Origin of the sequence: Streptomyces bambusae, from assembly GCF_020532645.1 — a bacterium.
In the GTDB taxonomy this organism is placed as follows: Bacteria; Actinomycetota; Actinomycetes; order Streptomycetales; family Streptomycetaceae; genus Streptomyces; species Streptomyces bambusae.
Genome location: NZ_JAJAUZ010000005.1, coordinates 50,183 through 63,999 on the forward strand (window position 1 = coordinate 50,183; position 13,817 = coordinate 63,999).

A 13,817-nucleotide genomic window follows, 5' to 3' on the forward strand; every position below is an offset into this window, starting at 1 on the left:
CCGGGGGCAGATCAAGCCGGTCCGGCGTTTGAGGAGCGGGGGTCCGGGGGCGGAGCCGCCGTGACGGTACGGGCCATCAGGACGGCCACGTCGTCCTGGGGCTCGCACGGGAGGAGGTCGGCGAGGACCGCGTCGCAGAGGCGGTCGAGCGGCCGCCCCGCGGGGACCAGCGCGCGCGCCAGCCGGCGCATCCCCTGGTCCAGGTCCCGGTCACGCGCCTCGATCAGCCCGTCCGTGTAGAGCACCAGCAGATCGCCGGCGGGCAGCGGCACCTGCTCGGTCCGGAAGTCCTGCCCGCCCGTCCCCAGCGGCGTACCCGACGGCCCGTCGAGGAACGAGACCCGCCCCGCCCCGTCCACCACCGCCGGCGGCGGATGCCCGGCCCGGGCGACGACCGCCCCGCCGGCCGCCGGGTCGTGGACGGCGTAGACGCAGGTTGCCATCTCGTCCTCGCCGAGGTCGGCGACGACCGCGTCGAGGGAGCGCAGCATGTCGGCCGGCGGGATGTCGTGCCGGGCGAGCGTACGGACGGCGGTGCGCAGCTGCCCCATGACGGCGGCGGCGTGGATCCCGTGCCCCATCACGTCGCCGATGACCAGCCCGGTCCGGCCGCCGGGCAGTGCGATGACGTCGTACCAGTCCCCGCCGACGTCGTGATCGCTCGCCGGCAGGTAGCGTCCGGTCAGCTCCAGCCCGGGCACCTCCGGCAGCGCGTGGTTGGCGAGGCTCCGCCGGAGGGTGAGGGCCGCGGCCCGCTGGTCGGTGTACATGCGCGCGTTGTCGATGTTGAGCGCGGCGCGGGCGACGACCTCGTCGAGGAGGACGCAGTCCTGTTCGTCGAACGGCTCGCGGGTCCGCAGGCGGGTGACGGCGACCGCGCCGAGCACCTTGCCGCGGGCGGCCAGCGGGATCAGCCGGGCCGAGCCGATCTCCTGCATCAGGTACGTGCGCAGGGCGTCGGCCCGCGGGTCCTTGATCAGGGCGGGGACGTCGGACTGGTACAGGTTGACGGGCCGCCCGTCGGCGATGATCTGCTCGTACACCGAGCCCGGTGGTATCCGCAGGGTCTGGCCGACGGCGAGCCTCGCGGTGGGGGCGGCCGGGTCGGGGAAGGAGGCGGCCAGCCGGCGCAGCACGCCCTGGGTGGAGGCGGCGGATTCGTCGGGGTCGAGGACGGATTCGAGCATCTGGACGTCGGCGGAGTCGGCGAGGTGCGGTACGAGCACCTGCACCAGCTCGTCGGCCGTCTGCCGCAGGTCGAGCGTGGTGCCGATGCGGGTGCCGGCCTCGGCGAGGAGCGCGAAGCGGGCGCGGGCCCGTTCCGCTTCGACCTGGGCGCGCTGGCCCTCGGTGATGTCGATGATGGAGGCGATCAGGCCCAGGCGGCGGCCGGAGCCGTCGAGCAGCGGGGCGTACGAGCAGGACCAGGTGCGGTCGTGGTCGGGGTCGTCGGGGGTGCGGCCGGTGCGGCGGGCGTCGACGACGGCGGTGCCGCGGTCGAGGGCGTGCTGCATGGTGGCTTCGAGGGCGGCGGCGTTGATCCCGGGCACCACCTCGGTGAGGCGGCGGCCGAGGTGGTCGGCGGCCGGTACGCCGTTCATGCGGGCGAGGGCGGGGTTGACGCGCAGGAAGCGGAGGTCGGGGCCGAGGGTGGCCAGGCCGATGGGCGACTGGGTGAACAGGCTCTGGAGGGCCGCCAGGGAGTCGCGCATGTGCAGGACCTCGGAGGTCTCCACGGCGATCAGCAGTGCGCCGGCGCGGCCCTGCGGGTCGGTGGCCGGCACGATCCACATCTCCATGGTGACCTGGTGGCCGTCGCGGTGCCGGACGGGCAGCGTGCCGACGACGGTCTCGCCGGCCTGGACGCGGCGGGTGAGCTGGTCGGCGAGGTCGCGGTTGCTGTCGGGGACGAGGGAGGCGGAGGCGGGGCGGCCGAGCAGTTCCTCCGGGCGGTAGCCGAGCAGGTCCTGGGCGGCGAGCGACCATTCGACGACCCGGCCCTCGGCGTCCTCCCGCCACAGGGCGATGGGCAGCAGTTCGCGGAGCACTCCGGCGTACCCCATTGCCGGTGCGGGCTGCGACCGGTGTGTGTCCAAGGCAACGACCTCACGCCGTACCGGGCATTTCCTACCGAATCACCCTATCCGAGGACCCGCCCCCAAGCGCTGCGTCCCACCGCCGTCCGGCAGGTGCGGACTGCGGCCCCCGCCGGACGGACGCCTGCCCCGCCGGCGGTCCCCGTGGTGGTTACGCGCTGACTGTTGTACGAGCCCGGTCCCCCGATGGGATGGCGTGCGCGGCCCGTGTCCCTCGGGCGGGTGAGCACGGCCCGGACCCCGCCGGCCGCCCTGCCATGATCACCATCGACCGGCCCCCACCAAGGAGCTTCGATGATGGATCCGTCCACGACCCGCCGCGCCCGCCGACAGCTGGCGGTGCGCTGCCGGGCCGTCACCGAGGATCCCGCCTTCGCGATCCTCGTCTTCGCACTGATCCTTTTCAACGCGGCCCTCCAGGGAGCCGAGACCTACCAGGGGCTGGCGGCGCAGTACCGGGAGGCGCTGCACGCCGCGGAGGTCTGCTGCCTGGTGCTGTTCACGGGGGAGATCGCGCTCCGCCTCGGTGCGCACGCCGACCGGCCGAAAGCTTTCTTCCGGGACCCCTGGAACGTGTTCGACCTGCTGGTGGTGACCGCCGCGTTCCTGCCGTCGGTGCAGGAGAACACGACCTTGCTGCGGATCCTGCGGCTGGCCCGGGTGCTGCGCAGCGCCCGGTTCCTGCCGCAGCTGCGGGTGCTGCTGCTGGCGGTCGGCCGGAGCCTGCCGGGGACGGTCAGCTTCCTGTTCGTCGGCGCGCTGGTGGTCTACGTGTACGCGATGGTCGGCTGGCTCTGCTTCGCGGAGTCCGACCCCCAGCACTACGGGTCGGTCGGCCGGGCCGCGCTGACCCTGTTCCTGCTGACCACGCTCGACGGCTTCGGCGACGCCGTCCACGCAGGTCTGGCGATCTCCCGCTTCACCCTTCTGTACTACGCCTCGTACGTGCTGCTGGCCTCGTTCGTGCTGGTCAACGTACTCATCGGGGTGGTCCTGACCTCGCTGGACGAGGCCCGGGAGACGGAGAAGGAGGCCGAGGCCCAGCGCCGCCTGACCGAGGGCGGCGACCCTCTGCTGGAGGTCCGCCGCCGGATCGCCGCGGCCCGCGAGGCCCTGGACGAGGTCGAGGCGGGCCTCCGTGGCGTCGGCGACGCTCCGACGCCTGCGGCTGCCCGCCCGCTCGAAACGGCCCGGCGCTCCTGAGGCCCGGGGGTCACCAGCGGTACCACCGCCCGTCGCCCGAACGGGCTGCGAATCCGAGCAGCCAGACCACGAGCAGCGCCAGGGCGATCCACCACAGCACGTCGACGGCGAATCCGGCACCGAACAGGACGAGCACGACCAGCAGAACGATGATCAGCGGAATCATGAACCCCACCTCCGCCCTGGCGTCTGCCCGGCAGTCCGCCGCGCACACCTAGGGCCCGCCGCCCGGGCGTGTCGGTGCGGGGCGGCCCGGGGGGCACGTGCGGAGGGGGACGGTGGCGCGGATGCGTTTGCCGTCGCCCGGCAGGAGGGTGACCGTCACCTCGGCGGACAGCAGGTGCACCAGGGGCCAGCCGAAGCCGCCGTGCGCTCCGGCCGTACGGGGTTCGGCGACGTGCGGGAGTTCGGTGCTGGCATCGCTCACGGTGATGCGGACCGCGGCGCGGTCGAGCTCGACGGCGAAGCCGGTGAGCCCGCCCCCGTGCCGGTAGGCGTTCGAGACCAGCTCGGAGGCGACCAGCAGGGCGTCCGTCAGGGCGGCGGCCCCGACGTCCGGGCCGCCGGCCGCGGCCGCCTCGCCGAGGACGGTGCGCACCCTGCGGCGGGCTTCGGCGGCCCCGCGCGGGACTCCCGGCTGCACCCCCTGCGGTGCCCGCCCGGGCCTTTTCGGTGCCCGCTCGGATGCGGCCACGGCCCCTCATCTCCGGCCCGTGCACGGGCGTCCGGTGTCCTGCGCCCGGCACGAGTCCGCTCGGCGGGCGGCTACCCCCGACCCCGCCCACCATGCCCGGATAGAATGCGAAAAACGCTGATACGTCACGCTGTGCCGTGCCGCGCACGGTCCGATGCCATCCGGAGCCGACATGACCGAGCCCGCACGCGCACCGGGCCGGGATGCCGCCGCTCCCCCGCCCGGCTCCGGGGCCGGGCGGCCCGTCCCGGACCCCGGCCCGTCCGCAGCCGCCGAACCGGACCCCGAGCTGGTCGCCGCCGTCCGTGCCCTGACGCGGGAAGTGGCGGAGCTGCGGGCGGACCGGGCGGAGCGGCACCTCCAGGACCTTGCCGTGGGGGTGCTGGTCGGGCAGCTGGGGCTGCGGCCCGGCGAGGCCGAGGACCACCTGGCCGGGTTGGCCTCGCGCACGCAGGCCGGTCCGGCGGACATCGCCGCCGACATCGTCAACGCCGCCGCCGGCTCCCCCGACGCCGCACCCGGTGCGCCTTCCCCGGACGGTGCGCGGGCGGCGCGGCTCGCGCGGCGGACCGAGGCGGCCGTGGCGACCGCCACCGGCGCGCAGCAGGCCGCCGCCGCTCTGCTCGACGGCGGGCTGCGCCGGCTCGGCGCGACCGAGGTGTGGCTGTGGCGGCGGACCGCCACCGACTGTCTGAGCCTGGCCGCGTACGACGGCGGCGACGCCATGCAGGCGACGCACTGGCAGTGGCTGCCGGGCCACGTGCCGGGCCCGCTGCACACGGCCGCCGCCACCGGCACCCCCCTCTGGCTGCCGGCCGGCCCGGAGCACCGGCAGCCGCTCCCGGGGCCGGCCGGCAGCGCCGCCAGGGCCGTGCTGCCGCTGCGCCGGCACGGCATGATCACCGGGGTCCTGCTGGTGGTCTGGCCGCACGGCCCGGTCGCCTTCGACCGCCTGGTCCGGCACGCCGTCGAGGGCATCGGCGAGACCGCCGCCCGCATCCTCGACGAGGACCCCGCCCCCCGGGGCCTGCCCGCGACCCCCATCGCCACGGTCCCCGGCGTCCTCGGCTCGCTCCTGGACAACCTGATCCACGCCGCACTGGTGCTCACCTTCGACGAGAGCGGCACGTCGTGGCGGATCAGCCACGCCAATCCGGTGGCGGCCCGGCATGTGGCCGACGTGCCCGAGCCGGCCGGCCGGACCCTGGCCGAGGTGCTGCCCGCCCACGCGGTGCCCCTGTCCCGGCTGCTGGCCCAGGCCCGGCAGGCGGCCGCACCGGTCCGCGCCGACCGGATCGCGGACCGCCACGGGAACGCGCTGCTGAACGTCCGGGCACTGCCCGTCGGCCCGGGCCGGGCCGTGCTGCTGTGGCACACCGCCGCCGAACCCGGGCTGCTGCTCCCGCAGGTGCTGGACCGACTGGACCACCTCGCACTGTTCGAGGACGACCTGGTCTCCGGGGTCTCGCGCTGGAGCGAGCGGGCGTACACGGTCTTCGGAATGCCGCTGACGGCCGTGCCGGTGCCGCTGCAGGAGCTGGCGCCCCGGGTGCACCCCGAGGACGCGCCCGGCCTGGCCGCCCTGCTGGAGGCGCTGACCGTACGCCGGGAGGGCGCGCAGACCGTGCTGCGGGTGGTCCGGGAGGACGGCGGGCTGAGGCGCGTCCGGATCGCCGCGGAGCCGCTGGTCCAGGGCACCGAGACGGTGTCGGTGACGGGCATCTACCAGGACATGTCCGCCCAGTACCGCACCGAGGTGGCGCTCGGGGCCACGTACGACCAGCTCACGGCGCTGGAGGCGCAGGCACTGGTGCGCCACCAGCTCGTGCTGGGACTGCAGCGGGCGATCATGCCCGAGGAGCCGGAGTCGGCGCAGACCGCGGGGCTGGAGGTCGCGGCCCGCTACCGGCCCGCCGCGCAGGGGTACCGGGTGGGCGGCGACTGGTACGACGTGCTGCCGCTCCCGGACGGCCGGGTGCTGCTGGCGGTCGGCGACATCGCCGGGCACGGCGTGGAGGCGGCCACCGCCATGGTGGGGCTGCGCAACGCGCTGCGCGGACTGGCGGTGACGGGGCGCTCGGCGGCCCGCCTGCTGGGCTGGCTGAACGAGGCGGCCCTGGTCACCGCCGGCCAGCCCACGGCCACGGCGGTGTGCGCGCTGTACGACCCGGCCCGGCGGATGCTGCGGTGGGCGAGCGCCGGGCACCTGCCGATGCTGCTGGCCCGCGACGGGCGGGTGGCGCCGCTCGACCCGCCGCACGACCTGCTGCTGGGCGCGCTGCCCGGGACCGCGTACACGGAGGTGGAGACCCCGCTGCACCCCGGTGACCTGCTCGTGCTCTACACCGACGGGCTCGTCGAACGGCGGCACGGGATCCTGGACGCGGGGCTGGCGGGCCTGGCGCGGGCGGTGGAGCGGGGGGCGGCCGACGGCCTCGCGGCGCTGGCGGACGGGCTGCTGGCGGAAGTGCACGGGGACACGGACGACGACACCAGTCTGGTGCTCGTCGAGGTGCGGTGAGTCAGCGGAGCCAGGTGCGCAGGCGGGCTGCCAGGTCGGCGGCGTCCACGGGTTTGGTGACGTGGTCGTCGGCGCCGGCGGCCAGGGCCTTGTCCCGGTCCCCGGGCATCGCCTGGGCGGTGACGACCACGATCGGCACGTGTGCGTGGGCGGGCATGCGGCGGATGGCCTCGGTGGTGGCGTAGCCGTCCATGCCGGCCATCATCACGTCCATGAGGACCAGGTCGACCTCCCCGTGCGCGGCGAGCACCTCCAGACCGGACCGGCCGTCCTCGGCGCGCAGGACCCGCACCCCTTCGGCGCGGAGGATCTCGGTGAGGGCGAACACGTTGCGCGGGTCGTCGTCGACGACGAGCACGGTGCGGCCCGCCAGGCCGGCCGCGGGGCCGTCGGCCGGGTCGGCCGCAGGGGTACCGGACCCGGTGGCCGCCCCGGCCGGGTGCGCGGCCGGGGTGGCAGGGCCGGCGCGGCGCACCGGGAGGTAGAGGGTGAACACGCTGCCCTCGCCGGGCACCGATTCGGTGCCGATCTCCCCGCCGAGCAGGCCGGCGACCTCGCGGCTGATGGACAGGCCCAGGCCGGTGCCGCCGTAGTGGCGGCTGGTGGAGCCCTCGCCCTGCTGGAAGGCGGCGAACACGGAGTCCAGCCGGTCCGCGGCGATCCCGATGCCGGTGTCGGAGACCCGGAAGGCGAGCACCCCGCCGGTGTCGTCGAGTCCGGTGGGGACCTCCTCGGGGCCGGCCCGCTCCACCCGGAGTTCCACGTGGCCCTGTTCGGTGAACTTGAGGGCGTTGGCGATGAGGTTGCGCAGCACCTGCCGGAGCCGCGCCTGGTCGGTGTGCAGTTCCTCGGGCAGCCCCGGGCCGGTGTGGATGCGGAATTCGAGGGCGCGGGCGGCCGCCACGGGCTGGAAGGTGGCGTCGCAGTACTCGACGAGCTGGCGCAGCGGGAAGGGGGCGACCTCGACGTCCATCTTGCCGGCCTCCACCTTGGACAGGTCGAGGATGTCGTTGATCAGCTGGAGCAGGTCGGAACCGGCGGAGTGGATGACCTCGGCGTAGTCCACCTGCTTCTCGGTGAGGTTTCCGTCGGGGTTCTGGGCGAGCAGCTGGGCGAGGATCAGCAGGCTGTTGAGCGGGGTGCGAAGTTCGTGGCTCATGTTGGCCAGGAACTCGGACTTGTAGAGCGAGGTGCGGGACAACTGCTGGGCGCGGACCTCGAGTTCCCGGCGGGCCTGCTCGATCTCCAGGTTCTTGCGCTCGATGTCGCGGTTGCGGTCGGCGAGCTGGGCGGCCTTCTCCTCCAGTTCGGCGTTGGACCGCTGGAGTTCGCCCTGCCGGGCCTGGAGCTCGCCGGAGCGGGCGCTGAGTTCGGCGGTCAGGTCCTGGGAGCGTTCGAGGAGTTCGTCGGTGCGGGCGCTGGCGATCAGCGCGCTGACGCTGAGCCCGATGGTCTCGACGACCTGGTCGAGGAAGTCGCGGTGGATGGTGGTGAACGGGGTGAGGGAGGCGAGTTCGAGGACGCCGAGGACCTGGTCCTCGACCACGATCGGCAGCACGACGAGGGCGGCGGGTTCGGCGCGGCCGGCTCCGGAGGCGATGGTCGCGTAGCCGGGCGGCAGCCGGTCCACGGACAGGACGCGGCGGGTGCCGGCGCACTGCCCCACCAGGGACTGGCCGAAGCGGAAGCTGCGGGGCGGTTCGGTGGGGTCGTCGGGTGACCCGTACGCGGCCCGCAGGACCAGGTACGGGCCCCGGTCGTCGGTCTCGGCGAGGAAGAAGGCCCCGTACTGGGCGCCGGCGAGCGGGGACACCTCGTTGGTGATCAGCTGGGCGAGGGCGGTGAGGTCGCGGGTGCCCTGGAGGAGGCCGGAGATCCGGGCGAGGTTGGTCTTGAGCCAGTTCTGCTCCTCGTTGGCGCGGGTGGTCAGGCGCAGCGACTCGACCATCGCGTTGATGTTGTCCTTGAGTTCGCCGACCTCGCCGGGGGCCTCGACGGTGATGGAGCGGGTCAGGTCGCCCTCGGCGACGGCGCTGGTCACGGCGGCGATGGCGCGGACCTGCCGGGTGAGGTTGCCGGCGAGCCCGTTGACGTTCTCGGTGAGCCGCTTCCAGGTGCCGGAGACGCCTTCCACCTCGGCCTGGCCGCCGAGTTTGCCCTCCGTGCCGACCTCGCGGGCGACCCGGGTGACCTCGGCGGCGAACGAGGAGAGCTGGTCGACCATGGTGTTGATGGTGGTCTTGAGTTCGAGGATCTCGCCGCGGGCGGAGACGTCGATCCTGCGGGTGAGGTCACCGCCGGCCACGGCCGTGGTGACCTGGGCGATGTTGCGGACCTGGTTGGTGAGGTTGTCGGCCATCGAGTTGACGTTGTCGGTGAGGTCCTTCCAGGTGCCGGAGACGCCCTGGACGGTGGCCTGGCCGCCGAGTTTGCCCTCGGTGCCGACCTCGCGGGCGACCCGGGTGACCTCCTCGGCGAACGAGGACAGCCGGTCGACCATCGTGTTGATGGTCTCCTTCAGTTCCAGGATCTCGCCGCTGGCCTCGACCCGGATCTTGCGGGTGAGGTCGCCGTTGGCGACGGCGGTGGCGACCTGGGCGATGGAGCGGACCTGCGAGGTCAGGTTGTCGGCCATGGTGTTGACGCCGGTGGCGAGCTCCTGCCAGATGCCGCTGACCCGGTGGACCCGGGCGTGGCCGCCGAGCAGTCCCTGGCCGCCGACCTCCCGGGCCACCCGGGTGACCTCGGAGGTGACGAGGGAGAGCTGTTCGACCATGCCGTTGTAGACGGTGCCGATCTCGCCGAGCAGGCCGCCCTGGCCCTCCGGGAGCCGGATCGTGAAGTCTCCGTCGCGCACGGCCGTGAGCCCGTCCAGCAGCCTGCGCAGTGCCTCGTCGTTCAGGTCGGGCTTGCGCCCCGGTCCGTCCATGCCGGTCCTCCGCCTCCACTCTGGCACGGGGCCGGTCCCCGGACATCCCGGCCCCGCGTCCCGTTCACCCGGCGTGCCCGGCCGGCTCCGGTCCGCACTGCTTGGACCCTCTCGGAAGCGGGTATTCCATTTGGGGGATCTCCTAAGAGGGTCCGATGACCAGACACCCGAGCAGCACCCAGGAATCCGTCCGTACCGGCACGGTCCGCGCAGGCGGCGGCCGCCCCGCCGCGCCACCGGCCCTGGCCGGCCTCCCCGAGATCGCCGACCCGCTCGCCCTGAGCACGGCCGACGCGCGCGCGCTGTCCCCGGCGCTGTTCCGGCGGCTGCGGATGCTGGACGAGGGCACCGCGGAGTACTCGTACGTACGGAACACGCTCGTCGAGATGAACCTGAGCCTGGTGAAGTACGCGGCGGCCCGGTTCCGGCGGACCAGCGAGCCGCTGGAAGACCTCATCCAGGTCGGCACGGTCGGTCTGATCAAGGCGATCAACCGGTTCGACCCGGACCGCGGGTGCGAGTTCACGTCCTTCGCGCTGCCCACCGTCCTGGGCGAGATCAAGCGGCACTTCCGCGACGCGACCTGGGCGGTACGGGTGCCCCGGCGGCTCCAGGAGCTGCGCATCGACCTGGCGAAGGCGGGCGACGCCCTGGAGCAGGAGCTGGGCCGGCCGGCGACCGTGCCGGAGCTGGCCGAGCGGCTGCACGTGACGCCCGACGAGGTCGACGAGGGGCGGCTCGCGGCGAACGGCTTCGCCGGGCACTCCCTGGATCTGCCGCCGGGCGAGGAGGCGGAGGGCGGCGGGCTGCCGGACCGGTGGCTGGGGTCCGAGGACACCGGCTTCGAACGGGTCGAGGACCTCGAATCCCTCAAACCGCTGCTGACGGAGCTGAGCGAGCGCGACCGGACGATCCTGTCGCTGCGGTTCGGCGCCGAGCTGACGCAGGCGGAGATCGGCGCCCGGCTGGGCATCTCCCAGATGCACGTGTCGCGGCTGCTGGCCCGCATCCTGGGACAGCTGCGCACGGGTCTGACCGGGCCCGGGGCGCACGTCCGGACGGGCTGAACCGACGGCCGCGGCCGTCAGCCGCCGGTGGCCGGAGACGGGTCCGGCACTGGAGCGGCGACCTCCATCCAGACGGACTTGCCGGTCCCCCTGGGGGTGACGCCCCAGGCGCGGGCCAGCCGGTTCAGCACCATCAGACCGTGTCCGCCGGGCCGGCCCGGGGGGCCCGGCGGACGCTCCACCGGGAGGTCCGGGCTGGCGTCGCTCACCTCGATGCGCAGGTCGCCCGAGGCTCCCGGCCGCCGGGGGTCGGCCGGGGCCAGGGTGATCGCGAGTTCGGTGGGACCGCCGCCGTGCAGGCTGGCGTTGGTCACGGCCTCGGAGACCAGCAGCAGCACGTCCTCGACGGCGGCCGCGCAGTCCTCGTCGGCGGGCCCGCCGGGCTCCCCGCAGCCGGGCCAGCCCCAGTCGGCGAGCGCCGCCCGGCAGAAGTCCCGGCACCGGCCGGTCTGCCCGGAGCGGCCGTACAGGCCGAGCCGCCGGGTCTGGCCGGCGGACCGCAGGGCATCGGTCACCGCGGGCACCGCCGCTCGGGCCGGGGGCTCACGGCTCCTCCCCCGCCAGGCCGGGCGGCAGCTCCGGGTGGACCGTGAAGAGGTCCCGGGCGCCCGTGACGGCGAAGATGCGGTCCACCGGGGGCCGCAGCGCGGCGAGTTCCACCCGGCCGCCGGCCTCCAGCGCGGCCGCCCGGGCCTTCAGCAGGATGTTCAGGCCGGTGGAGTCGCAGAACGCCAGCCGCGCGCAGTCGACGACGATCCGCGGGGTGCCGTCGGAGAGGGCGTCCGCGAGGGCCGTACGGAGCGGCTGCGCGGTGTCCTGGTCCAGTTCGCCGGCGAGGACGACGACCGCCGCGGCCGGCCCCCGGCGCAGGACGGCGCTGAAGCCCCTGCCGGCACCGGGCTCCGGTCCGGTGCGGCCGCCGGCATCGACTGGTGCCATCCGCGACTCCGGCTTCTGCTCCGGGGCAGGTCGTTCCGACCGCTCTCACCGGCGACGATACGCCGCCCGGCACGACGACGCGCGCGGTGACGACCCTCCTAGCGGGAGCGGCGCGGCTTGCCCTGGCGGGTGCCCTTGGCGCCGCCGGCGCCCGAGCCGCCGCGGCCCTTGCCGCCGGAGGTCCTGCCGCCGGCCGGCTTGCCGCCCGAGCGGGCCGGAGTACGGGCCCCGGCCTTCGCGGCGGGCTTGCGGGCGTCCTTCGCCTTCTTCTCCTGGTCGGCGGGCTGGGCCCGCCGGCCGCGGGAGCTGTTGACGGTCCGGCCGCGGACGATGCCGATGAACTCCTCCACCAGGTCGGTGGTCTCGTCCTCCAGCCAGGACAGCGCCACCCGCGACTCGGGCGTGCCGGTCACCGGCCGGTACGTGAGGTCCTTGCGGTGGTGCAGGCGGGCCAGCGACTGCGGCACGACCAGCAGGCCCACGTTGGCCGCGACCAGCTCGATCGCGTCCGCGGTGGTCGCGGGCCGCTCGAACGCGGGGCGGCCGGGCGGCTGCTCCCAGTCCAGGGTGTCGTCCAGCGGGTGGAAGAAGACCTCGTCGGCGAGTTCCTCCACGGCGACCTCCTCGACCGCCGCCACGACGTGGTCCTTCGGGACCACGACCACGGTGGTCTCGGTGTAGAGCGGGATCGCGCTGAGACCGTCGCGGTCCATGGGGAGCCGCAGCAGACCCGCGTCGGCGCCGCGGTCGCGGAGCAGTGCGGGGCCGTCCGCCGGATCCACCGGCACGAGGGTCAGGGGCACGTCGGGGAGGCGCTCGTTCCAGACCCGGACCCACTTGGTGGGCGTCACGCCGGGGACGTACGCGAGCCGGAACGACGACGGGGTTTCTGCAGGGCCTGTCACCCGCCCAGGTTACCGGGCGTGGTCAGAGGTCGTGCACATGCTCGATACCCTTGACGGTATGAAGTCGCACCAGACCTCCCAGACGATGAAGCCCGCGACCGCGGCGAAGAAGCTGGGTGTGTACCTCGAAGCCACCCCTGCCGAGTTCCGGGAGGGCACCGTCTCCCGCAGTGAGCTCAACGCCCTCCAGGCCGAGCCGCCGCAGTGGCTCACCGACCTCCGGCGCACCGGCCCGCACCCGCGGCCCGTGGTGGCGGCGAGGCTCGGCGTCTCCATCGCCGGCCTGGCCCGCGGCGGGGTGACCGAGGCGCTCACCACCGACGAGATCGAGGCGCTGAAGCAGGACATGCCCGAGTGGCTGCAGAAGGAGCGCGCCACCCAGGCCGAGGTCCGCAAGGAGTCGGCGCGGATCAAGGAGCGGAACGCGGTGCGTGCCGCGAAGACCGCCGCCCGCGGGCCGCAGGCCTGACCTTCCCGTCGTGGTTCCGCGGCGCACCCTTGCGCGCGTGCTCACCGCCGATTCAAGGTGGAAGGCAGTAATCCGGACACTGTCCGGGGGAGCCGGGCGAGGGGGCGGGTCTGCATGGCAGTCGCTGGGACATGGCGGTTCACCGACGACCGGGGCGTGACGGCGGCGGGCCGCCGCCCGTTACGGGTGGCGGCCTACGTACGGGCCGGGGCCGCGCTGGCGGACCTGGGCGTACGGCCGGTCGCGGTGTACGGGTCGGGGCACGACGGAGCCGGGCTGGACCCGGCCAAGGCGGGCGGGCTGGCCGCCGGGACCGCGTACGCGGGGGCCGGGCCGGCGCTGGACGAGCGGGCGCTGCGGGACGCGGCGCCCGATCTGATCGTGGACGTCACCTACGACGGTGAACGGGCGTACGCCCTGCCGGACGGGGTGGGCGAACGGCTGGACGTACCGGTGGTGGCGCTGTCCGTGGCCGGTGACCGGCCGCTGGACGGGATCCTCGAACGGTTCGCGGGGCTGGCAGCGGCGCTGGGCGCGCCGGCGCCGGCGGCGGGTACGGAGCTGGCGGCGGCGGAGGAGGCCGTACGGGTGGCGGCCGGCGGGGCCGGGCCGCTGCGGGTGCTGGCGCTGTCGGCGGCCGGGGGCGACCGGGTGCACCTGGCGCGGCCGGCCACCTGGCCGGATCTGCGGCGGCTGGCCGGGCTGGGCGTGCGGCTGGTCGGACCGGAGGCGGGGACCGGGATCAACTGGGCGACCGGCGGATGGGCGGATACCGTCGCCCTGGACGCCGATCTGGTGCTTGCCGACTGCCGGGGCAGCGCTGCACAGCCGCATGATCTTGCGGGGGTGGCCGGATGGCGGAGCCTTGCCGGGCGGGCCGTCGTCGAGGCGTGGAATCCTGAGATCCCGTGCAGCGCGGTGGCCTGTGCGGAGTTCTTCGTACGGGTGGCCGAGGCGGTGGAACTGCTCGGGGCCAAACGGGCCGGCTGAGCGG

The 13,817-nt window shown here is 74.7% G+C and carries 12 protein-coding genes; 5 read left to right on the forward strand and 7 right to left on the reverse strand.

What is annotated here, in order from left to right:
* Nucleotides 1-11 precede the first annotated feature (11 nt).
* Nucleotides 12-2,063 carry a SpoIIE family protein phosphatase gene (locus LG634_RS05190; protein WP_226732554.1) on the reverse strand — a complete coding sequence of 684 codons (2,052 nt, stop codon included), beginning with the start codon at nt 2,061-2,063 and terminating at the stop codon, nt 12-14.
* Nucleotides 2,064-2,390: 327 nt separating this feature from the next.
* Here LG634_RS05190 and LG634_RS05195 point away from each other — a divergent pair, with 327 nt between their 5' ends.
* On the forward strand, nt 2,391-3,299 hold the full coding sequence (locus LG634_RS05195; protein WP_226732414.1) for an ion transporter: 909 nt from the start codon (nt 2,391-2,393) through the stop codon (nt 3,297-3,299).
* A 10-nt stretch (nt 3,300-3,309) separates the two neighbouring features.
* On the opposite strand, the gene LG634_RS05200 is transcribed toward LG634_RS05195, so the two are convergent.
* Both LG634_RS05200 and LG634_RS05205 read right to left on the reverse strand, forming a co-directional pair.
* On the reverse strand, nt 3,310-3,465 hold the full coding sequence (locus LG634_RS05200; protein WP_226732415.1) for a hydrophobic protein: 156 nt from the start codon (nt 3,463-3,465) through the stop codon (nt 3,310-3,312).
* Between the two features lie 48 nt (nt 3,466-3,513).
* A complete protein-coding gene (locus LG634_RS05205) occupies nt 3,514-3,993 on the reverse strand; it encodes an ATP-binding protein (RefSeq protein ID WP_226732416.1) in 480 nt (159 codons plus the stop codon).
* A gap of 172 nt (nt 3,994-4,165) precedes the next feature.
* On the opposite strand from LG634_RS05205, the gene LG634_RS05210 reads away from it, so the two are divergent.
* Nucleotides 4,166-6,514: a SpoIIE family protein phosphatase gene (locus LG634_RS05210; protein ID WP_226732417.1), complete on the forward strand. Its 2,349-nt coding sequence runs from the start codon at nt 4,166-4,168 to the stop codon at nt 6,512-6,514.
* Nucleotide 6,515: 1 nt separating this feature from the next.
* Here the strand turns inward: LG634_RS05210 and LG634_RS05215 are convergent, their stop codons facing one another.
* Nucleotides 6,516-9,443: a HAMP domain-containing protein gene (locus LG634_RS05215; protein ID WP_226732418.1), complete on the reverse strand. Its 2,928-nt coding sequence runs from the start codon at nt 9,441-9,443 to the stop codon at nt 6,516-6,518.
* A 155-nt stretch (nt 9,444-9,598) separates the two neighbouring features.
* Between LG634_RS05215 and LG634_RS05220 the strand changes: the two genes are divergently transcribed.
* Complete coding sequence (locus LG634_RS05220; RefSeq protein WP_226732419.1) at nt 9,599-10,510, forward strand: SigB/SigF/SigG family RNA polymerase sigma factor; 912 nt, start codon at nt 9,599-9,601, stop codon at nt 10,508-10,510.
* A 17-nt stretch (nt 10,511-10,527) separates the two neighbouring features.
* Here LG634_RS05220 and LG634_RS05225 read toward each other — a convergent pair whose 3' ends face one another.
* The 3 genes from LG634_RS05225 to LG634_RS05235 all read right to left on the reverse strand — a co-directional run bounded on the left by LG634_RS05225 (nt 10,528) and on the right by LG634_RS05235 (nt 12,354).
* Nucleotides 10,528-11,025 carry an ATP-binding protein gene (locus LG634_RS05225; protein ID WP_226732420.1) on the reverse strand — a complete coding sequence of 166 codons (498 nt, stop codon included), beginning with the start codon at nt 11,023-11,025 and terminating at the stop codon, nt 10,528-10,530.
* A gap of 28 nt (nt 11,026-11,053) precedes the next feature.
* Nucleotides 11,054-11,449 (reverse strand): STAS domain-containing protein, encoded by a 396-nt coding sequence (locus tag LG634_RS05230; protein ID WP_226732421.1) that lies wholly within the window; start codon nt 11,447-11,449, stop codon nt 11,054-11,056.
* 98 nt (nt 11,450-11,547) lie between these two features.
* A complete protein-coding gene (locus LG634_RS05235) occupies nt 11,548-12,354 on the reverse strand; it encodes a LysR substrate-binding domain-containing protein (RefSeq protein ID WP_226732422.1) in 807 nt (268 codons plus the stop codon).
* A 37-nt stretch (nt 12,355-12,391) separates the two neighbouring features.
* Between LG634_RS05235 and LG634_RS05240 the strand changes: the two genes are divergently transcribed.
* Together LG634_RS05240 and LG634_RS05245 are read left to right on the forward strand one after the other, a co-directional pair.
* Complete coding sequence (locus tag LG634_RS05240) at nt 12,392-12,823, forward strand: DUF5997 family protein (protein ID WP_226732423.1); 432 nt, start codon at nt 12,392-12,394, stop codon at nt 12,821-12,823.
* 114 nt (nt 12,824-12,937) lie between these two features.
* The gene (locus LG634_RS05245; RefSeq protein WP_226732424.1) at nt 12,938-13,813 is read left to right on the forward strand and encodes an ABC transporter substrate-binding protein; all 876 of its coding nucleotides are present in this window, start codon (nt 12,938-12,940) and stop codon (nt 13,811-13,813) included.
* Nucleotides 13,814-13,817: the final 4 nt, after the last annotated feature.

What these genes read in the sequence shown, in the direction of transcription:
- LG634_RS05190 (WP_226732554.1), bottom strand. Translation starts at nt 2,063, where the DNA reads ATGGGGTACGCCGGAGTGCTCCGCGAACTGCTGCCCATCGCCCTGTGG.
- LG634_RS05195 (WP_226732414.1), top strand. Translation starts at nt 2,391, where the DNA reads ATGATGGATCCGTCCACGACCCGCCGCGCCCGCCGACAGCTGGCGGTG.
- LG634_RS05200 (WP_226732415.1), bottom strand. Translation starts at nt 3,465, where the DNA reads ATGATTCCGCTGATCATCGTTCTGCTGGTCGTGCTCGTCCTGTTCGGT.
- LG634_RS05210 (WP_226732417.1), top strand. Translation starts at nt 4,166, where the DNA reads ATGACCGAGCCCGCACGCGCACCGGGCCGGGATGCCGCCGCTCCCCCG.
- LG634_RS05215 (WP_226732418.1), bottom strand. Translation starts at nt 9,443, where the DNA reads ATGGACGGACCGGGGCGCAAGCCCGACCTGAACGACGAGGCACTGCGC.
- LG634_RS05220 (WP_226732419.1), top strand. Translation starts at nt 9,599, where the DNA reads ATGACCAGACACCCGAGCAGCACCCAGGAATCCGTCCGTACCGGCACG.
- LG634_RS05230 (WP_226732421.1), bottom strand. Translation starts at nt 11,449, where the DNA reads ATGGCACCAGTCGATGCCGGCGGCCGCACCGGACCGGAGCCCGGTGCC.
- LG634_RS05240 (WP_226732423.1), top strand. Translation starts at nt 12,392, where the DNA reads ATGCTCGATACCCTTGACGGTATGAAGTCGCACCAGACCTCCCAGACG.
- LG634_RS05245 (WP_226732424.1), top strand. Translation starts at nt 12,938, where the DNA reads ATGGCAGTCGCTGGGACATGGCGGTTCACCGACGACCGGGGCGTGACG.